Origin of the sequence: Nocardioides sp. (assembly GCF_036401255.1) — a bacterium.
Lineage (GTDB): Bacteria > Actinomycetota > Actinomycetes > Propionibacteriales > Nocardioidaceae > Nocardioides.
The window spans coordinates 1-18,125 of record NZ_DASWVI010000454.1 but is presented as its reverse complement, the minus strand read 5'-3'; the positions used below and the strand labels follow the sequence as shown (position 1 = coordinate 18,125).

20 protein-coding genes and 1 tRNA gene are annotated in these 18,125 nt (G+C 72.2%); 11 read left to right on the top strand and 10 right to left on the bottom strand.

Going from position 1 to position 18,125, the window contains the following annotated elements; all coding sequences use genetic code 11:
- Positions 1-44 precede the first annotated feature (44 nt).
- From rsfS to VGD85_RS20770, 3 genes are all read left to right on the top strand, one after another.
- The gene (gene rsfS / locus VGD85_RS20780) at positions 45-428 is read left to right on the top strand and encodes a ribosome silencing factor (protein ID WP_331065338.1); all 384 of its coding nucleotides are present in this window, start codon (positions 45-47) and stop codon (positions 426-428) included.
- Positions 425-1,057, top strand: a complete 633-nt coding sequence (locus VGD85_RS20775; protein ID WP_331065337.1) for a histidine phosphatase family protein — start codon at positions 425-427, stop codon at positions 1,055-1,057. The genes rsfS and VGD85_RS20775 overlap by 4 nt, the downstream gene beginning before the upstream one ends.
- 101 nt (positions 1,058-1,158) lie before the next feature.
- A tRNA-Ala gene (locus tag VGD85_RS20770) sits at positions 1,159-1,234 on the top strand.
- Between the two features lie 278 nt (positions 1,235-1,512).
- On the opposite strand, the gene VGD85_RS20765 is transcribed toward VGD85_RS20770, so the two are convergent.
- The 3 genes from VGD85_RS20765 to VGD85_RS20755 all read right to left on the bottom strand — a co-directional run bounded on the left by VGD85_RS20765 (position 1,513) and on the right by VGD85_RS20755 (position 2,986).
- Positions 1,513-1,965, bottom strand: coding sequence for a MarR family winged helix-turn-helix transcriptional regulator (locus VGD85_RS20765; protein ID WP_331065336.1), 453 nt, complete (start codon positions 1,963-1,965; stop codon positions 1,513-1,515).
- 89 nt (positions 1,966-2,054) lie between these two features.
- A complete protein-coding gene (locus VGD85_RS20760) occupies positions 2,055-2,315 on the bottom strand; it encodes a hypothetical protein (protein WP_331065335.1) in 261 nt (86 codons plus the stop codon).
- A 101-nt stretch (positions 2,316-2,416) separates the two neighbouring features.
- On the bottom strand, positions 2,417-2,986 hold the full coding sequence (locus VGD85_RS20755) for a YceI family protein (RefSeq protein WP_331065334.1): 570 nt from the start codon (positions 2,984-2,986) through the stop codon (positions 2,417-2,419).
- Positions 2,987-3,082: 96 nt separating this feature from the next.
- On the opposite strand from VGD85_RS20755, the gene VGD85_RS20750 reads away from it, so the two are divergent.
- Together VGD85_RS20750 and VGD85_RS20745 are read left to right on the top strand one after the other, a co-directional pair.
- A complete protein-coding gene (locus tag VGD85_RS20750; protein ID WP_331065333.1) occupies positions 3,083-3,568 on the top strand; it encodes a MarR family winged helix-turn-helix transcriptional regulator in 486 nt (161 codons plus the stop codon).
- A gap of 32 nt (positions 3,569-3,600) precedes the next feature.
- Positions 3,601-4,740 (top strand): cytochrome P450, encoded by a 1,140-nt coding sequence (locus VGD85_RS20745; RefSeq protein WP_331065332.1) that lies wholly within the window; start codon positions 3,601-3,603, stop codon positions 4,738-4,740.
- A 13-nt stretch (positions 4,741-4,753) separates the two neighbouring features.
- Here VGD85_RS20745 and VGD85_RS20740 read toward each other — a convergent pair whose 3' ends face one another.
- The 5 genes from VGD85_RS20740 to VGD85_RS20720 all read right to left on the bottom strand — a co-directional run bounded on the left by VGD85_RS20740 (position 4,754) and on the right by VGD85_RS20720 (position 9,174).
- Positions 4,754-5,446: a hypothetical protein gene (locus VGD85_RS20740; RefSeq protein ID WP_331065331.1), complete on the bottom strand. Its 693-nt coding sequence runs from the start codon at positions 5,444-5,446 to the stop codon at positions 4,754-4,756.
- Positions 5,443-6,672 carry an NRAMP family divalent metal transporter gene (locus tag VGD85_RS20735; protein WP_331065330.1) on the bottom strand — a complete coding sequence of 410 codons (1,230 nt, stop codon included), beginning with the start codon at positions 6,670-6,672 and terminating at the stop codon, positions 5,443-5,445. The genes VGD85_RS20740 and VGD85_RS20735 overlap by 4 nt, the downstream gene beginning before the upstream one ends.
- Positions 6,669-7,121, bottom strand: a complete 453-nt coding sequence (locus tag VGD85_RS20730; protein WP_331065329.1) for a hypothetical protein — start codon at positions 7,119-7,121, stop codon at positions 6,669-6,671. The genes VGD85_RS20735 and VGD85_RS20730 overlap by 4 nt, the downstream gene beginning before the upstream one ends.
- A gap of 65 nt (positions 7,122-7,186) precedes the next feature.
- Positions 7,187-8,689 carry an MFS transporter gene (locus VGD85_RS20725; RefSeq protein WP_331065328.1) on the bottom strand — a complete coding sequence of 501 codons (1,503 nt, stop codon included), beginning with the start codon at positions 8,687-8,689 and terminating at the stop codon, positions 7,187-7,189.
- Entirely contained in the window at positions 8,686-9,174 is a 489-nt protein-coding gene (locus VGD85_RS20720; RefSeq protein WP_331065327.1) for a MarR family winged helix-turn-helix transcriptional regulator, read from the bottom strand. The genes VGD85_RS20725 and VGD85_RS20720 overlap by 4 nt, the downstream gene beginning before the upstream one ends.
- A 78-nt stretch (positions 9,175-9,252) precedes the next feature.
- On the opposite strand from VGD85_RS20720, the gene VGD85_RS20715 reads away from it, so the two are divergent.
- Together VGD85_RS20715 and VGD85_RS20710 are read left to right on the top strand one after the other, a co-directional pair.
- Positions 9,253-9,600, top strand: coding sequence for an MmcQ/YjbR family DNA-binding protein (locus VGD85_RS20715; RefSeq protein ID WP_331065326.1), 348 nt, complete (start codon positions 9,253-9,255; stop codon positions 9,598-9,600).
- Positions 9,601-9,778: 178 nt separating this feature from the next.
- Positions 9,779-10,450: an HAD family hydrolase gene (locus tag VGD85_RS20710; RefSeq protein WP_331065325.1), complete on the top strand. Its 672-nt coding sequence runs from the start codon at positions 9,779-9,781 to the stop codon at positions 10,448-10,450.
- A gap of 61 nt (positions 10,451-10,511) precedes the next feature.
- Here the strand turns inward: VGD85_RS20710 and VGD85_RS20705 are convergent, their stop codons facing one another.
- Both VGD85_RS20705 and VGD85_RS20700 read right to left on the bottom strand, forming a co-directional pair.
- Complete coding sequence (locus VGD85_RS20705; protein ID WP_331065324.1) at positions 10,512-11,060, bottom strand: hypothetical protein; 549 nt, start codon at positions 11,058-11,060, stop codon at positions 10,512-10,514.
- A 100-nt stretch (positions 11,061-11,160) separates the two neighbouring features.
- On the bottom strand, positions 11,161-12,621 hold the full coding sequence (locus VGD85_RS20700) for an NAD(P)/FAD-dependent oxidoreductase (protein WP_331065323.1): 1,461 nt from the start codon (positions 12,619-12,621) through the stop codon (positions 11,161-11,163).
- 148 nt (positions 12,622-12,769) lie between these two features.
- Between VGD85_RS20700 and VGD85_RS20695 the strand changes: the two genes are divergently transcribed.
- The 4 genes from VGD85_RS20695 to VGD85_RS20680 form a co-directional block, all read left to right on the top strand.
- Positions 12,770-14,266 (top strand): alkaline phosphatase, encoded by a 1,497-nt coding sequence (locus VGD85_RS20695; protein ID WP_331065322.1) that lies wholly within the window; start codon positions 12,770-12,772, stop codon positions 14,264-14,266.
- Between the two features lie 91 nt (positions 14,267-14,357).
- Entirely contained in the window at positions 14,358-14,909 is a 552-nt protein-coding gene (locus VGD85_RS20690; RefSeq protein WP_331065321.1) for a hypothetical protein, read from the top strand.
- A gap of 254 nt (positions 14,910-15,163) precedes the next feature.
- The gene (leuS, locus tag VGD85_RS20685; RefSeq protein ID WP_331065320.1) at positions 15,164-17,659 is read left to right on the top strand and encodes a leucine--tRNA ligase; all 2,496 of its coding nucleotides are present in this window, start codon (positions 15,164-15,166) and stop codon (positions 17,657-17,659) included.
- A 54-nt stretch (positions 17,660-17,713) separates the two neighbouring features.
- A partial coding sequence (locus VGD85_RS20680; RefSeq protein ID WP_331065319.1) for a DegV family protein occupies positions 17,714-18,125 on the top strand: 412 nt, incomplete at its 3' end.

Below are 18,125 nucleotides of genomic sequence, written 5' to 3'. Positions count from 1 at the left end.
CACCACCTCTACGTCCACCCCGCACCCCACCCGACCGGAGCAGCATGACCGCCACCGACCGAGCCGTCGAGCTCGCCACCGCCGCCGCCCGCGCGGCCTCCGACAAGCTCGCCACCGACATCCTCGCCTTCGACGTGAGCGAGCAGCTGGCCATCAGCGACGCGTTCGTCATCGTCTCGGGCAGCAACGACCGCCAGGTCAAGGCGATCGTCGACGCCGTCGAGGACGGCCTGCGCGAGGTGGGCGCCAAGCCGCTGCGTCGCGAGGGCGAGCGCGACGGTCGGTGGGTGCTCATCGACTACGGCGAGATCGTCGTGCACGTCCAGCACGAGGAGGAGCGGCAGTTCTACGCCCTCGAACGGCTCTGGCGCGACTGCCCGGCCATCGAGCTCCCGGCCGACGTGACCGCGACCGAGCGCGGCCGGTGAGCGACGCTCGTCGGCTGCTCCTCCTGCGGCACGGTCAGACCTCCTGGAACGCCGCCCGCCGCGTCCAGGGACAGCTGGAGTCCGAGCTCGACGAGGTCGGGCACCGGCAGGCGGCCGCCGTCGCGCCGGTGATCGCGGCGATGGGGCCGGCGGCGCTGTGGAGCTCCAACAGCGCCCGGGCCCGGCAGACGGCGGCGTACCTCGCGAAGGAGACCGGCCTCGACCCGGCGTACGACCCCCGGCTGCGCGAGTACGACCTCGGCGAGCGACAGGGCCTCACGCATGAGGAGTACGCCGCGGCCGCGCCCGAGGAGTTCGCGATCTTCAGCGCCGGCGACTACGACGTCGTGCCAGGAGGGGAGACCGCCGCGCAGGTGTCGGCCCGGGTCTGCGCCGCGCTGAGTGACCTGCTGGCCTCGATCGGCCCCGGCGAGCTCGCCGTGGCCGTCTCCCACGGGGCGGCGATCCGCGACGCCGTGCCCGTGCTGCTGGGGTGGCCGGTGGCCGAGCGGGCCGCCCTGCACGGCATGGCCAACTGCGGCTGGGCACTGCTCGACCAGGCCGCGGCCGACCGCCCCCTGCGCCTGATCGCCTACAACCGGCTCGTCTCGGCGTCGCAGGCGCCCTGAACCCTCCGGCCGACCCGCCGGACCGACCCCCGATTTCGCATCGACCGGACCGGTTGGCTAGTATTCCGCGAGTTGTCACCCCGCTGGTCGGGGGAAGCAATGGGGCTGTGGCGCAGCTGGTAGCGCATCTGCATGGCATGCAGAGGGTCAGGGGTTCGAGTCCCCTCAGCTCCACCAACGAGATCAGGTCCGGCATCCGAGCGCAGCGAGGGATGACCGGACCTGTCTCGTTCTCGGACGGAGCTGAGTCGGCGCTACTGCAGGTTCTGGGCCCGTCGAGTCGGCGCTACTGCAGGTCCTGGTACGTCGAGTCGGCGCTACTGCAGGTTCTGGGCCCGTCGAGTCGGCGCTGCTGCGCCAGACGGTCTGCATTGGCGCCGACTCGGCACCCTGGCGGTCTGCATTGGCGCCGACTCGGCACCCTGGCGGTCTGCATTGGCGCCGACTCGGCACCCTCAGTCAGCGTGGTCGGCGTGGTCGGCGTGGTCGGCGGGGGAGAGCTTGCGGAGCAGGGCCAGGAACACCGGGCGCTCGGCCGCGGTCAGCGGCTCCAGCACCGCCTCCTGCACCCGGCCCAGGACCGTGTCGAGGCGGTCGAGAGCGGCCGCGCCGTCGTCGGTGAGCGTGACGACGTTGCGGCGCCGGTCGGCCGGGTCGGGGTCGCGGCGCGCGAAGCCGCGGCTGACGAGGTCGTCGAGGACGGCGACGACGTCGCTTCGGTCGATCCCAGCGGCGCGGCCGAGGTCGGCCTGGCTGCTGGCGCCGTACTCCTCGAGAGCGGCGAGCAGCCGGAAGTGGTAGCCGCGCACCCCCTCGGCCTCGAAGGCCTGACGCAGCAGGCCGCCGGCGCGCGCGTGGGCCCGCGAGAGCAACCACGTGGGTCGGTCCGCCACACGCCGGAGGGTCACGCGCGTCACCCTACTGGCCGAGACCGGCCCGGATGCGCCTCGACCCGGACCGTCGGGTCCGGGTCGAGATGCGTGTGGGTCGGGGAGGCTCAGACGCGGCTGCGGTCCTTGCCGGCGACCGCCTCGGCGACGCCGATGAGCAAGACGGCGGCGACGACCGCCAGGACGAAGCCCAGGACGTTGAGCTCCCAGATGCTGCCGGTGCCGAGCGCGGCGGCGATCAGGCCGCCGATGATCGACCCCACGAGGCCGAGACCGAGGGTGGCGAGGATGCCCAGGTTCTGACGGCCGGGCTTGATGAGGCGGGCCAGCGCTCCGATGATGAGGCCGGCGACGAGGAAACCAATCATGGGTCGACCGTATCCCCGCGGCGAAGCGCCGAAACCCCGCACGCGACGCCGACGGGGGCCGTCCGGCGGTGCCAGACGACCCCCGTGGAGGGCTGAGCGGGTCAGGCGCTCTTGATCGCGGAGACCTCGAACTCGAGGGTGATCTTCTCGCCCACGAGCACGCCGCCGGTCTCGAGCGCGGCGTTCCAGGTGATGCCGTAGTCCTTGCGGTTGATGGTGACCGAGCCCTCGAAGCCGGCGCGCAGGTTGCCGAACGGGTCCGTGGCCGCGCCCTCGAACTCGAACGGGATGGTGACCGAGCGGGTCTCACCCTTGATGGTCAGGTCGCCGGTGAGCTCGAAGGAGGTCGCACCGGTGGAGCGGACGCCGGTGGAGACGAACGTGATGGTGGGGTGGTCCTCCATCGCCAGGAAGTCGTTGCTGCGCAGGTGGCCGTCGCGCTGCTCGTTGCGGGTGTCGATGCTCGCCGCCTGGATGGTCACCTCGACCTTGGAGGCGCCGAGGTCGGCGCCGTTGACGACGGCCGTGCCCTCGAACTCGTTGAACGCGCCGCGGACCTTGGTCACCATCGCGTGCCGGGCGACGAAGCCGATCCGGGTGTGCGAGGCGTCGAGGGTCCAGGTGCCGGTGAGGTCGGCGACGGTGGTGGGGGTAACGGGCGTGGTGGTCATGGGGCTCTCCTAGAGATCGTGGCTTGTGGTTGATCTGTCAACTACATTGCACCCAACATAGGTGACGTGTCAACTATTCCGGCGTAGCATGACGACATGAGCACGGACGTGGAGTGGCTGACCGCCGAGCAGGAGCAGGTCTGGCGACGCTGGCTGGCGCTGAACGCGATGCTTCCGGCCGCCCTGCACCGTGAGCTGCAGGCCGACGCCGGGCTGTCGCTCCCGGACTTCGACGTGCTCGTCCACCTCACCGACAACCCGGCCGGGCGGGTCCGGGTGAGCGACCTGGCGCACGCGCTGCAGTGGGAGAAGAGCCGGGTCTCCCACCATGTGACCCGGATGCAGCGCCGCGGGCTGGTCTGCCGCGAGGGTTGCCCCGACGACGCCCGGGGCGCCTTCGTCGTCGTCACGACCGCGGGTCGCGCCGCGATCGAGCAGGCCGCGCCCGGCCACGTGCGGGCGGTGCGCGACCTCATCTTCGACCACCTCACCGACGCGGAGCTGCAGGCCCTGGACACGATCACCCGCAAGGTGTCCGCGCGCCTGGCCCCGACGTCCGATGGCGGGGCGGCCGGCCGGTAGCGTGGGACGCCGGTCGAGGGAAGGGAACGGGCGTGGGCGAGCCGGTCGAGATCGACACCGGGCAGGCCGACCAGCGGGAGGTCTACGACGCGCTGCGGGCCCGCTGCCCCGTGGTGCACGAGGACGGCGCGTGGGTGGTGCTGCGGCACGCCGAGGTGGTCGCGGCGGCCACCGACCCGGACACGTTCTCGAGCGCCGCCAGCACCCGACGGGCGATCCCGAACAGCCTCGACGGCGCCGAGCATGCGGCGTACCGCGCCGTCGTGGATCGCTACCTCACCAGCGAGCGGGTGGCGCGCGAGGAGCCGCAGTGCCGCGCCCACGCCGCGGCCATCATCGACGCACTGCCGCGCGACGCCACGGTCAAGACCATCGGCGGGATCGGGGTGCCGTACGCCGTGCGATCCCAGTCGGCCTGGCTGGGCTGGCCGGCCGCGCTCGAGGACGAGCTCGTCGCCTGGATGCAGGACAACCACGCCGCCACCCGCTCGGGCGATCGCGCCCGCACCGCCGAGGTCGCCGATCGGTTCGACCGGATGATCCACGACCTCCTGGACCAACGCCGCGGCCGGCCGTCGGCCGACGTGACCGGCGAGCTGCTCGGCGAGACCGTCGACGGCCGGCCCCTCACCGACGACGAGATCGTCTCGATCCTGCGCAACTGGACGGCCGGCGACCTCGGCTCGCTGGCGACCTCCGTGGGCGTGATCGTGCACTTCCTGGCGGCCCGCCCGGCCGTCCAGCACGAGGTGCGTGCGCTGGTCGCGGCGGGCGACCGGGCCGGTGTCGAGGCCGCCGTCGAGGAGATCCTGCGCATCGACGACCCGTTCGTCGCGAACCGGCGCGTCACCACGCGCGCGGTGGAGCTGGGCGGTGAGGCGATCGCCGCGGGCGATCGGATCCTGCTCAACTGGACCGCCGCCAACCGCGATCCCCTGGTCTTCGGGGAGCCCGACGACTACGACCCCGTCGGCCACGCGGCCGACAACCTCGTCTTCGGGATCGGGCCGCACGTGTGCCCCGGCCGCGAGCTGACGCTGATGGAGCTGCGGGTGGTGGTCGAGGAGCTGCTCGGCCGCACCACCTGGATCGAGCCCGCGCCCGACCGCCCGGCCGTGCGCGAGACCCCGCCGGTCGGCGGCTGGGCGCGGGTGCCCGTCGTCCTGCGCTGACGAGTCCCGGCTGTCAGTCCAACGGGTGCCCGGGTGCCTCCCTGGGGCGCTCCCGCAGCCGCACGGTCCCCTCGTCCCAGGAGATGTCGGACGCGGCGACGCCGACGATCGCGGAGTGCCGGTGCAGGCGGCACACGACGGTCCGCACCAGCCACGGGCCCTGGTCGCCGCGCCGGTCGTAGCCGAGCAGCGAGCCGGGCCGGCCGTGGCCCACGATCACCGAGCGGAGCACCAGCGTGCCGTCGGGACCGGGCTCGAACCGGGCGTCCAGCACCCGGCCGATCCGCTCGCCGTCGGGGTCGAGCACGTCCATCCCGGTCAGCCGGCCCAGTCGGTGTGCGTCGCGGTCGCGGCGCAGCACGCCGTCGCGGCGTACCGACAGGTGCACGGCGCTGTCGAGACGGTCGACCTCGGACATGTCGATGCGCCAGGGGCGGGTGCGGTGCGGCTCGGAGATCCTCAGCTCGGCCCACTTCCGGGTCAGGGCGCCACCGAGGCTGCCGCCGAGGCGGGGGAGCAGGGCCGCGGCGCCGGTCAGCACCCCGGTGATCGCGAGGTCGTCGCCGACCCGGGTGAGCTCCACGTCGTCGACCTTGCCGAGCATCCGGCCCTCGCAGTCGAGCAGCTGCCGGTCCAGCAGGTGCAGGGCGCCGTCGATCCGGCCGGTGAGCCGGTTCTCCCGGCGCTGTTCGTCGGTGCCGGTCATTGCCCCATCCTCGTCCAGATCATCAGCGGCAGCGCGGCCACGGCGGCGACACAGATCACGACCAGGTAGATGCTGCCGAGCCCGTTGGCCAGCCGGCCGTTGACGTGCTCGCCCATGTAGTCGCGGTCGTTGGCCACCACGAGGATCGGGAAGTACGTGAGCGGCAGCGCGACCGCCGAGAAGACCACCGACACCTCGGTCACCATGATCGGATCGACGGCCGTCATCAGGAACGCCGTCGCCGCGAGCGTGGCCAGCACGAGGACGACGTGGAAGCCGACCGCCTCCTTCGGGCGCACGTACTTGCCCCACTGCCGCCCGAAGTACTGGGCGATGCTGTAGCCGACGCTGAGGCCGGTCTCGCAGGCCGCGCCGAACGTGGCCGCGACGAACCCGAGGATCGCGACCGCCAGCCCGACCTTGCCGAGCGCGGCGGCGACGGGCAGCCCGACCTGGCCGAGGCTGTCGACCGAGATCTGCAGCGGCCCGAGGACCACCCACGCGCTGCCGGCGATCGCCAGCGAGAGCAGCCCTCCGAGCGGGAACCCGACGAGCACGTTGGCGCGCATCGTCGAGATGTCCTCGGCGGTCCAGCGCTCCTCGACACCGCCGGAGGAGAAGAAGAAGACCTCGTACGGCGTCATCGCGGCGCCGAACAGCGCGACCGCGTAGTAGGCGAACGTCCGCCAGTGCTCGTCGCCGGGCTTGTCGGCGGTCGCCGCCTGCTGGGCGAGCGCCCCCCAGTCGGGACCCAGCTGCCAGAGGCCGACGGCGAACACCACCAGCGCGAGCCCGAGCAGTCCGAGGACGTTCTCGATCGCACTGAACTTCGCCCGCCACAGCAGCACCCACACCGCGAGCCCCACGAACGGCACGATGAGCAGCAGGTGCACCGAGGCGACCAGCTGGAGCGAGAGCGCGACGCCGCCGATCTCGGCCACGAAGGTCAGGAACGTGATCAGCATCGAGGCGACCAGGTTGAGCATGCCCACCCGCGGTCCCAGCCGCTCGCGGACCAGGTCGAACGTCGCCCGTCCGCTGACCGCGGCGACCCGGCCCGACATCTCCGCGAAGACGCAGATGCCGAGGACCCCGATCGCGACGACCCACGCGAGCGAGAGCCCGAACCGGGCGCCGACCTGGGCGTTGGTGACCAGGTCACCGATGTCGACGAAGCCGCCGATGGCGGTGAGGATGCCGAGTGCGACCGCGAGGTACTTCTTCACCGCAGGTCCTCCGCGGCGGCGTTGAGCCTGTTCTCCACGTCGCCGAGCCGGTCGAGGAGCTTCGGATAGGCGGCGGCGTCGCGCCGCACGATGGCGATCCGCACCTCGCTGAGCAGGTCGGAGGCATCCGACATCAGGCCGGTCACGCGGCGGTACGTCGTGTCGTCTCGCGGCTCGGGCTGCTCGCCGCCGAACTTCGCCATCGTCGCGCCGACGGCCGATTCGCTGTCCTGGGCGACGACCTGCTGGTACTTGCCCGGCACCTTGCCCTCTCGCTCCAGGCGGAGCAACAAGGAGACCGTGGCGACCTGGCTGGCGGTGTCCTCGAGCGCCTGATGGGCCTGGTCGGTCCAGGAGGAGTGGTCCGGTGACTGGGGAGCGCAGGCCGCGACCAGGATCACGACGAGCGCCGTGCCGAGGCCCGCGAGCACACGTGCAGGCGTTCTCACATGCCGAGAGGTACCCAGCGCCTCCGGACCCCAATCGGCGGCCGTCGATGGCCGACCGCCGTGCCCTACTGTTCGGCGGCGGCCCGCTCCCGGGGGATCGTCAGCGCGAGCACCGAGGCCACGGTGGACGCGGCCACGCACAGGACGAACAGCTCGCGGTAGGCGGCCAGCGAGGGCAGCTCGAACCCGCCCAGGCTGACGGTGCTCGCCGCGAGGATGCTGCCGCCGACCGCGCTCGCGAGCGTGGTGCCGATGCTGCGCGCCAGCGTGTTCAGGCCGTTGGCGGCGGCCAGCTCGTGGACCGGCGTGTGCTCGTTGATCAGGGTCGGCATCGCGGCGTACCCGATGCCGGTGCCGATCCCGAGCACGACGCCGCCGGCCAGCACCCACCAGATCGAGTCGGTGAACGCGATGCGCACCACCCAGCTCAGCGCCACGATCCCGGCGCCGAGCGCCAGCGTCTGCGGCGCCCCGCGGCGCCGGATCAGCTGGGCGGCGACCGGGGCGAAGAACAGCATCATCAGGCCGCTGGGCAACATCACGAGGCCGCTGACCAGGATCGAGGAGCCGAAGCCGTAGCCGGTCGCCTCGGGCGCCTGCACATAACCGGCGGTGCCGATCATCGAGGCGAACAGCGCGAATCCGAACAGGATCGAGGTGAGGTTCGTCAGCACGATGGGTCGCCGCCGCAGCGCGACCAGGTCGACGAGCGGCTCGCGGATCCGGGTCTGCGACCAGCCGAAGACCACGACGAGCACCGCCGAGACCGACAGCAGCCCGACGACGCGGGCGGAGCCCCAGCCCCACGCGGCCGTCTGGGCGAGCGGCAGCAGGAGCGTCACCAACGTCGCGCTCAGCAGCACGGCGCCGACCAGATCGAGGCGTCCGCCGCTGTGGGTCGGCGCCTCCGGCACGACGAGCACGACCGCGACGGTGGCGACGGCGCCGCCGACCGCGGTGATCCAGAACAGCGCGTGGAAGTCCGCGTGCTCGGCGATCAGGCTCGCCACCGGCAGCGCCAGGGCGCCGCCGACGCCGAGCATCGCGCTGATCACCGCGACCGCCGCACCGACCCGCTCACGGGGCAGGGTGGCGCTCAGCAGGCTGATGCCCAGCGGGATCGTGGCCATCGAGGCGCCCTGGATCGCCCGCCCGACGATCAGCACGGCGATATCGCTGGTGAAGCATGTGATCAGCGAGCCGACGACGAGCATCGTCAGGGCGACCAGCATCATCCGGCGCTTGCCGTACATGTCGCCGAGCCGGCCGAACAGCGGTACGGCGACCGCGCCGACCAGCAGCGTCGAGGTCAGCAGCCACTCCACGTTGCTTGCCGAGGTGTCCAGGATCACCGGCAGCGTCGCGAGCACGGGGATCAGCAGCGCCTGCGTGAGTGAGACCGCGAGCGCGGCGAAGCCGACGACGAGCAGCTCGAGCCGGGCCCGGGCGGTGGTGGTGTGGGCGGCGACCTCGGCGTCGGTGGCGCCCTCGACCGGGTGGCCGAGGTGGCGGTGCGGGAGTGGGGCCGGAGAGTCGTCGGTGGTGGTCGTGTCGGTGGCCGGTGTCATCGGTCCCTCGGGTCGGGGTGGGCGTAGGTGATGGCGGCGACGGTGGCCGCCAGGTCGTCGCGCTGCACGAACCGGCTGAGCAGCCGGACGAAGGTCGCGCGGTCCGAGGGGGACCAGTCCTGCAGGCCGTCGCGCAGCTTGCCGCGGCGCTCGACCTCGGCGTCGTCGAGCAGGTCGACGGCGCGGGCGGAGAGGCGGACCAGTGTCGCCCGGCCGTCGGAGCGGTCCGCCTCGCGCACGACGAGACCGCGGCGCTCGAGGTCGTCGACGTGGCGGCTGACCGTCGTCGAGTCCAGGCGGAGCTGGACCGCGAGGTCCTTGACCCGCAGCGGACCGAGCCGCCGCAGCTTGAACAGTGCCTTGACCGGCCCGCGGCCCAGGCCGGGCGAGAGGGTCTCGGCGAAGTCGGCCAGGTAGATGTCCCCGTGCAGGGTGAGCTCGGTGAACGCCTCGTGCAGCACGTCCTCCAGACGCTCCTGTGCCATGACGGCCTCCTCCGATAGGTGTAGCGGTACACGGAACTGTAGATGACGACAGCGTCCGCGATCGGCGAGGATCGAGGCGTGAGCTCGATCGACGACTTCGTGGACCTGATCGGACAGCTCCCGGGTGCGGAGCGCACCGACCGGGCCCGGTGGTCGCAGTTCGACGTGGTGGGACAGCGGTTCGCGTACCTGTGGGAGCCCACCGTGACCGTCGGGCTGAAGCAGACGATCGCCGAGCAGCTGGCCCTCGTGGGCGAGCGCCCGGACACGTTCGAGGTGCAGTTCACCGCGCATGGGTTCGGCTGGGTGGTCGTCCACCTGGAGAAGGTCGAGCGCGACGAGCTCGCCGAGCTGGTCTTCGAGGCGTGGCGGCTCTCCGCGCCGGCCGAGCTCGTCGACGAGCGCGCGGACCGGCTGCCACGCTGAGGTCGGTGCCGCTGGCATCGCCCGGGGCGGGCATGGGCGCCTCGCCGGAACAGGTTCTTGTTCCGGGAGCGCTCGCCCTCCGGCAAGGCCGACTACCGCTGGGCGCGGGGGCAGGCGGTCGCAGCGGCCGGCGGCGCTGACGACGCATGGTCGGGTCCGCACCGGGCACCGACGACGCATGGCCTCCTTCGACACCGTGGTGTTCGACATCGACGGCACGCTGCTCGACTCCAACTACCACCACGCCGTCGCCTGGTCCCGCGCCTTCGACCAGGTGCTCGACCGGCACGTCCCGGCCTCGACGATCCACCGCAGCATCGGCATGGGTGGCGACCGGTTGGTGGCCGCGGTCGCCGGTGACGACGTCGAGGAGCGGCACGGCGACGAGATCCGGGAACGCTGGGAGAAGGAGTTCGACCAGGTGATCGGCGAGACCCGGCTCTTCGAGCGGGCCCGAGAGCTGCTCGCGGCCGTCGGGGCGGCCGGTCCGAAGGTGGTGCTGGCCAGCTCCAGCATCCCCAAGCACGCCGAGCACCCGCTGGCGCTGCTGCGCGCCGGGGAGCACTCCGACGACTGGACCACGAGCGAGGACGCCGAGGAGTCCAAGCCCGACCCGGAGCTGCTCGACGAGGCGCTGGCGAAGGTCGGGGGTGGTCGCGCGGTCATGGTGGGCGACGCGGTGTGGGACGTCGAGGCGGCCAACGCGGAGGGCATCCCCACGATCGGGCTCCTCTGCGGCGGCTACGGGCGGCAGGAGCTGCTCGACGCCGGGGCCGTCGTCGTGTACGACGACCCCGCGGACCTGCTCGCCCACCTCGACGAGGCGCTGGCGGCGGCTGCGCGACCGTGACGCGCCGGACCGGCGATCCTCGCGGACCGCCGGCCCGACCGGGGCGCGCCGGTCGTCGACGTCAGTCGCTGACCGCGATCGTCCAGTAGCTGTCCGTGGGGGCGCCCGCGGCGTCGAAGCAGCGCACGCTCACGCTGCTCGAGCCCCAGGACCCGACGGTGCACCAGGTGGGGCTGCCGCCGTACCCCGACACGACGACGTTGCCGCCGTCGAGGTTGAGCCCGGCGAAGCTGATCGTGTAGCTGCCGGCGCTGTTGTGCACGACGCTCACGGTGCCGCCGGAGCGGTTGTAGGTGTAGCCGTTGCCGGTCAGGTCGGCGCTCGCGCTGGGCGAGCTGTTCCACGCGTAGGCACGCACGACGCCGAGGTTGCCGGTGCCGAACGCGCCGGGCCGGTCGATGGCACCGTTCGCGATGTCGGCCGCCCGGACGCCGTGGTCCTTGAGGTCCGCGCTCTTCACCGAGTTGTTGATGAGCTGACGAGATCCCACGGAGTTGGCCGGCAGCATGGTCGCTGCCACGGCGGCGCCACTGCCGCCGATCGCGATCACGAGGGCCGTCGTGCTGGCGACGTTGGCGTAGGTCATCCGGTTCTTGAGCCTGCTGAACATGGGGGTCCGCCGTTCTGGAGGGGATGGGACCCCGCCAGGAAAGGACAGATCCCGGGCACCCACCTGACACCGGCGGTCGCCGGCGAACCACCCGAGGTGACTATGGCGTCGGTGCGCCGACCTCCTCGAGCTCGGACCAGTCGACCCGGGCCGTGCGCCGCTTGTACTCGGTGACCAGCCCGGGCCAGTTGGTCGTGATCCGGCTGCCGTCGACGTACCAGCTGTCGCAGCCCGCCCACACGCTCTCGCCCAGGCGTCCCTGCATCTCGGTGTCGTAGGCCTCCCAGACGTCGCGGCGTACGGCGACCCGGTGGGCGCGGCCGTCGGCGACGCGGCGGGCGACCTGGGCGATCCAGCCGGCCTGGGCCTCCATCATGCCGATGATCGAGCTGCCGCCCAGGTTGGTGTTGGGCCCGTAGATGCAGAACAGGTTCGGGAAGCCCGGCACCGTGATCCCGAGGTGCGCCCGGGCGCCGTCGGCCCAGACCTCCTTGAGCGAGAGGCCGCCGGCGCCGCGGACGTCGATGCCCGCGAGGAACTCCGTGGCGGCGAAGCCGGTGCCCCAGATCAGCACGTCGGCCTCGTGCAGCGTGCCGTCGGCCGTGCGGACCCCCGCCGGCTCGATGCCGGTGATCCGCTCGGTCACCACGTCGACGTGGTCGCGGTCCAGGGCGGGGTACCAGTCGTTGGAGAACAGCAGCCGCTTGCACCCGATCGGGTAGTCGGGCACCAGCTTGCGGCGCAGCTCGGGGTCGCGCACCTGGCGGCGCAGCTGCAGCCGCCAGGCGGAGCGCAGCGCGGCGATCATCGGCCGGGTGATCCCGGACTCCCCGGCCAGGGCGCCGTTGAGCTGCTCGGTGAGCCAGTAGACGAACCGGCGCTCACCGGCCGGGATCGCCGGCAGCCGGCGGAACAGGCGGTGGTGGCGCGGTGAGTAGCCCTGGTCGGGCTTGGGGACGACGTACGGCGCCGAGCGCTGGAAGACCGTGATCGCGCCGACCTGGTCGACGATGCCGGGCACGAACTGGATCGCGCTCGCGCCCGTGCCCACCACGGCGACGCGCTTGCCGGCCAGGTCGACGTCGTGGCGCCACTGGGCGGAGTGGAACGCCGGACCGGCGAACGTGGCGGCGCCCGGGATGGCCGGGACCACCGGCTTGGAGAGCTGTCCGACGGCGGAGACCACCAGGTCGGCGGTCACGGTGCCCGCGTCGGTGACGACCTGCCAGGTCGACGTGGTGTCGTCGTACTCGACCGCGGAGACCTCGACGCCGGTGCGCACCAGGTCGCGCAGCCCGTCGGCGGCGGCGGTGCGCCGGATGTAGTCGAGGATCTCCGGCTGCGGCGAGTAGCGCCGGCCCCACTCCGGGTTGGTCGCCCAGGACCACGAGTAGAGCGGCGAGGGTACGTCGCAGGCCGCGCCCGGGTAGGTGTTGTCACGCCAGACGCCGCCGACGTCGTCGGCCCGCTCGAGGATCGTGACGTCGTGGACGCCGGCCTCCCTCAGGGCGTGCGCCACGCCGAGTCCGCCGAAACCCGCACCGATGACGACCACGCGCATGGAGCAGACCGTAGCGGTCCCGGGCATCCCTCGCCGTTCACGTCCACATCACGTCGGCGTCACGTGCGCTCCGCCGAACCACCACCTGCCGTCCCTACGTTCCGCGTGGGCGCACTCGGCGCCCCTCCACCGGAAGGACGAAACTCTGATGCGGAGACCCGCACGCAGCACGTCGGTCGTGCTCGCGCTCGCCGTCGCCTCGAGCGTCATCGGCACGCTCGGCGTCGCGAACGCCGAGCCCCGTGGCTCGGAGAAGCCGAAGAACAACGACATCAAGAACGTCATCTACCTGCTCGGGGACGGCATGGGCCGCACCCACGTCACCGCCGCGAGGGAGCGCTACTACGGCGCCGACGGCGAGCTGGTCATGGAGTCGCTGCCGGCCGTCGGCCAGGTGAGCACCTACGCCGTCGAGCCGATGTCGGGCCAGCCCGGCGCGGCCGACTTCAAGCCCAACTACGTCACCGACTCCGCGTCCGCCGCGACCGCGTGGTCGTCGGGCGTCAAGACCTACAACGCCGCCCTGGGTGTCGACGCCAAGGGCAAGGTCGTGCCGACGCTGATGGAGTACGCCAAGAAGGCGGGCCTGCGCACCGGCAACGTGTCCACCGCCGAGATCACCGACGCCACGCCCGCGGGCCAGATGAGCCACGCGCTGCTGCGCGGCTGCCAGGGTCCGACGTACTCCGAGGCCGCCTGCCAGAACACCGAGATCACCGGCTCCGCGCTGCCGACCTCGGACGTGCGGGTGACCCCGATCGCCGACCAGATCGCCCGCAACGGGACCGCCGACGTCATCCTCGGCGGCGGACTGGCCCGCTTCGACGCCGAGGACGAGGCGGCGCTGAAGAAGAACGGCTACACCGTGCTGGGCTCCCCGGCCTCGCAGACCGTGGCGACCCGCGGCGACCTGGCCGCGGCCTCGTCGAAGAAGGTCTTCGGGCTGTTCAACACCGGCAACCTGACCATCGAGAAGTACAAGCGCGAGAACCCGTCGTCGGTCCAGGCGGAGGAGCCGTCGGTGGCGGAGATGACCAAGAAGGCCATCGCGCTGCTCTCGAGCGGGAACAAGAAGGGCTTCTACCTGCAGGTGGAGGGCGCGCTGATCGACAAGCGCTCGCACGCCAACGACGCGGCCCAGACGCTCGAGGAGATGAAGGCCTTCGACGAGGCGGTCCGCGTGGCGCGTGACTTCGCGAAGAAGGACGGCCACACCCTGGTCATCGTGACCGCCGACCACGAGTGCGCCGGCTTCAACATCATCGAGCAGGGCACCTTCACCAACGCCGAGGCGACCGTCCCGCCGACCAACGTGGACAGCGGCAACACCGCCAACAACTCCACGCCGACCCGGACCGCTCGCGGCGCGAAGGACCCGGCCCGCTCGACCGGCATCGTCAACGGTGCCGGCTCGGCCGACCCGAACAACTTCGCCCCCGCGACGTTCCGCACCCCCGACGACCCCGCGTCGGTCACCGACGGGTCGCCGGAGGCGAGCCTGTGGCTGAGCTACCTGTCGGGCAACCACACCGGCGCCGACGTGCCCGTCTTCGCCTACGGCAAGGGCTCGAACAAGCTCGCCGACAGCATCGACAACACCGACCTGTTCGACATCGTCGGCCGGGCGCTGCACCTCACCAAGTAGTCACCCCGGGTGGGGGCGGCCGGCACCGGGCCTCGCCGCCCCCACCCTCCACCGCCCCACCCCGGGGCCGGACACCCAGGAGCTCTCCCGCATGACCCGCATCACCCCACGTCTCGCAGCCCTCGTCGTCGCCGCCGTCGTCGTCACCGTCGCGGTGTCCTGGGTGGTCGGGAGCGCTCTCGCCTCGCGGTCCGAGGAGGACCGGCCCGTGGCGCTCGATCCCGCCGAGGTGGCGCAGACCACGCTGCCGGACCTGGCTCCCGCGCACGGTGAGCCCGAGCTCGACGGTCTCGCGGACGCCGCCCCGGCGGCCGGTGCCGTCGGCACCGTGTCCGGCCCGTTCGACGATCGCTACTCCTTCGGCCGGCTGCGCCTCGACGGCGCGGCGGTGACCGGTGCGGTCCACATCACCAGTGACGTCAGCGACCTGCTCGAGCTGCAGGTGCTCGCCGGGTTCTACGACGCCCGCGGGCGGCTCCTCGCGACCGGCCGTGCCACGCACCACCTCGACGAGGACAGCGGCCACGAGGCGCACGCGGGGCCGCCGTCCGAGCTCGAGCGGTTCCGGATCGCCGCGCCGCGCCGCATCGCCGACCGGGTCGCGTCCGCGGCCGTGGGCGTCCCGGTGCTCGTCAACGAGTGACCCGACGCCGAGTCGGCGCCAGTTTCCGCGTGACCCCCGCCGAGTCGGCGCCAGTTTCTGGAAACTGGCGCCGACTCGGCATGCCCGGCGCTGTGACCGCAGCGGCGACGGAGGGGTATCCTGCCTGCATGTGGAGGACCCTGCTCCTTACCTAGCCGCGTCGAGCGCACCAACCCGACGCGGCTGCCCCTCGTGCCCGAGGGGCTTTTTTGTGCCCGGAGCAGGTCCACGACACCAGAGCTGAGAGAGACGTGATGAGCGAGCAGGACACCCAGCAGTCGCAGCAGCCGGGGGAGACCGCGGCGTACGACGTGCGCGCGATCCAGGACAAGTGGCTGCCGGTGTGGGAGCGGCTGGACCCGTTCCGCGCCGACGACGACTCCCCGCGGGAGAAGAAGTACGCGCTCACGATGTTCCCCTACCCCAGCGGGGACCTGCACATGGGCCACGCGGAGGTCACCGCGCTGCACGACGTCATCGCGCGCTACTGGTGGCAGCGCGGCTACGAGGTCATGAACCCGATGGGGTGGGACTCCTTCGGGCTGCCCGCGGAGAACGCGGCGATCCGCAACGACGAGCACCCGGCGACGTACACCTACGCCAACATCGAGACGCAGTACGAGTCGTTCAAGCGCTACGGCATCTCCTTCGACTGGTCGCGCCGGCTGCACACCTCCGACCCGGAGTACTACCGCTGGACCCAGTGGCTGTTCTTGAAGTTCCGCGAGCGCGGCCTGGCCTACCGCAAGTCCTCGCCGGTCAACTGGTGCCCCAACGATCAGACCGTGCTGGCCAACGAGCAGGTGATCGACGGGCACTGCGAGCGGTGCGGTGCGGAGGTGACCAAGCGCGAGCTGACGCAGTGGTACTTCAAGATCACCGAGTACGCCCAGGAGCTGCTGGACTGCCTGGACGACCTGGAGCCGACCTGGCCCGCGCGCGTCGTCACCGCCCAGCGCAACTGGATCGGCCGATCCGAGGGCGCCCACGTCGACTTCGCCGTCGAGGGCCGCGACGAGCCGATCCGGGTCTTCACGACCCGTCCCGACACCCTGTACGGCGCCACCTTCATGGTCGTGGCCGCCGACGCCAAGCTGGCCGCCGAGCTGGTGACCGACGAGCAGCGGCCGGCGCTGGAGGCCTACCTGGACGACGTCCGCAAGGAGTCCGAGATCGACCGGCTGGCCACCGACCGACCCAAGACCGGTGTGTTCCTGGGCGTCCACGCGACCAACCCGGTCAACGGCGAGCAGGTGCCGGTGTGGGCCTCGGACTACGTGCTGGCCGACTACGGCACCGGCGCGATCATGGCGGTCCCGGCCCACGACCAGCGGGACCTGGACTTCGCGAAGGCCTTCGACCTGCCGGTGCGCATGGTCGTCGACGTCCCGGGCGAGGACGACCCGGCGACGACGTACGTCGCGACCAGCGGCGACGGCACCTACGTCAACTCCGGCGCCCTGGACGGCATCACCGACAAGGCCAGCGGCATCCGCACGATCATCGAGAAGCTGGAGGCCGACGGCTCCGGCACCGGGACCGTGAACTTCCGGCTGCGCGACTGGCTGCTGAGCCGCCAGCGCTACTGGGGCGTGCCGATCCCGATCGTGCACTGCGACGCGTGCGGCGAGGTCGCCGTACCGTACGAGCAGCTGCCGCTGGAGCTGCCCGAGCTGCGCGGCGCGGACCTGAAGCCCAAGGGCGTCTCGCCGCTGGCCGCGGCCGAGGAGTGGGTCAACGTCGACTGCCCGCAGTGCGGTGCCCCCGCGAAGCGCGACAGCGACACGATGGACACCTTCGTCGACTCCTCGTGGTACTTCCTGCGCTACTGCTCGCCGGGCTACGAGGACGGCCCGTTCGACGTCGAGCTGGCGAAGACGTGGATGCCCGCCGACATCTATGTCGGCGGCGTCGAGCACGCCGTCCTGCACCTGCTGTACGCCCGCTTCTTCACCAAGGTGCTGGCCGACATGGGGATGCTGGAGGTGCGCGAGCCCTTCGCTGCCCAGCTGAACCAGGGCATCGTGATCAACCAGGGCAAGAAGATGAGCAAGTCGCTGGGCAACGGCGTCAGTCTGGGGGACCAACTTGCGGACTTCGGAGTGGACGCCGTCCGCCTGACCCTGGTCTTCGCCGGGCCGCCCGAGGACGACATCGACTGGGCCGACGTCTCGCCGGCCGGTGCGCTGCGGTTCCTGCAGCGCGCGTGGCGGCTGTCGGGCGACGTCACGTCGGACGCCGGTACGCCGGCGGCCGGTGGCGACGTCGCCCTGCGTCGCATGACCGCCCGCACGGTGCACGACGCCGCCGAGCTGATCGAGTCCTACCGGTTCAACGTGATGGTCGCGCGGGTGATGGAGCTGGTGAACGCGACCCGCAAGGCCATCGACACCGGCGCCGGGCCCGCCGACCCGGCGGTCCGGGAGGCGGCCGAGGCCGTGGCGATCCTGCTGTCCCTGGTGGCGCCGTACGTCGCCGAGGAGATGTGGGAGCGGCTGGGTCACGAGCCGACCGTCGCCAAGGTCGGTTGGCCCGAGGTGGACCCCGCGCTGCTGGTGGAGGACGCGGTGACCGCCGTCGTCCAGATCCAGGGCAAGGTGCGTGGTCGCCTGGAGGTCGCCCCCGACATCGGCGACGCCGACCTGGAGGCGCTGGCGCTGGCCGACCCCGCCGTCGTCCGGGCCATCGACGGCCGGCCGGTGCGCAAGGTGATCGTGCGCGCGCCCAAGCTGGTCAACATCGTCGTGTGAACGCGGGCCGAGCAGGCTGACGGCCGCCCCGGGGGCGTCGTCTAGCCTTCGGGCATGCCGGTCGTCATCGTCACCGACTCGACCGCCAGCCTCCCCGCGGAGGTGGCGGCCGAGCACGGGATCGTGGTGGTGCCGCTGCAGGTGGTGATCGGCGCGACGGCGTACGACGAGGGCGCGGACGGCGCGACGCCGGAGCTGGTCGCCGCGGCGCTGCGCGACTGGAAGCCGGTCAGCACCTCGCGCCCCGGCCCGGCCGTCTTCGCGGAGGTCTACGAGCGCGCCGCGCGCGACGGCGCGACCGAGATCGTGTCGATCCACCTCTCCGGCGAGATGAGCGGGACGTTCGAGTCCGCCCAGCTCGCCGCCCGGGACGCACCGGTGCGGGTGCTGCCGGTCGACACCCGGCAGGTGGGGGTGGCCACCGGTTTCGCGGCACTGGCGGCGGCGGAGGTCCTCGCGGCGGGCG

Coding starts and splice junctions, on each gene's coding strand:
- rsfS (WP_331065338.1), top strand. CDS start 45: ATGACCGCCACCGACCGAGCCGTCGAGCTCGCCACCGCCGCCGCCCGC.
- VGD85_RS20700 (WP_331065323.1), bottom strand. CDS start 12,621: ATGCGCGTGGTCGTCATCGGTGCGGGTTTCGGCGGACTCGGCGTGGCG.
- VGD85_RS20750 (WP_331065333.1), top strand. CDS start 3,083: ATGAGCACGGACGTGGAGTGGCTGACCGCCGAGCAGGAGCAGGTCTGG.
- VGD85_RS20725 (WP_331065328.1), bottom strand. CDS start 8,689: ATGACACCGGCCACCGACACGACCACCACCGACGACTCTCCGGCCCCA.
- VGD85_RS20740 (WP_331065331.1), bottom strand. CDS start 5,446: ATGACCGGCACCGACGAACAGCGCCGGGAGAACCGGCTCACCGGCCGG.
- VGD85_RS20695 (WP_331065322.1), top strand. CDS start 12,770: ATGCGGAGACCCGCACGCAGCACGTCGGTCGTGCTCGCGCTCGCCGTC.
- VGD85_RS20690 (WP_331065321.1), top strand. CDS start 14,358: ATGACCCGCATCACCCCACGTCTCGCAGCCCTCGTCGTCGCCGCCGTC.
- VGD85_RS20720 (WP_331065327.1), bottom strand. CDS start 9,174: ATGGCACAGGAGCGTCTGGAGGACGTGCTGCACGAGGCGTTCACCGAG.
- VGD85_RS20760 (WP_331065335.1), bottom strand. CDS start 2,315: ATGATTGGTTTCCTCGTCGCCGGCCTCATCATCGGAGCGCTGGCCCGC.
- VGD85_RS20705 (WP_331065324.1), bottom strand. CDS start 11,060: ATGTTCAGCAGGCTCAAGAACCGGATGACCTACGCCAACGTCGCCAGC.
- VGD85_RS20710 (WP_331065325.1), top strand. CDS start 9,779: ATGGCCTCCTTCGACACCGTGGTGTTCGACATCGACGGCACGCTGCTC.
- leuS (WP_331065320.1), top strand. CDS start 15,164: ATGAGCGAGCAGGACACCCAGCAGTCGCAGCAGCCGGGGGAGACCGCG.
- VGD85_RS20755 (WP_331065334.1), bottom strand. CDS start 2,986: ATGACCACCACGCCCGTTACCCCCACCACCGTCGCCGACCTCACCGGC.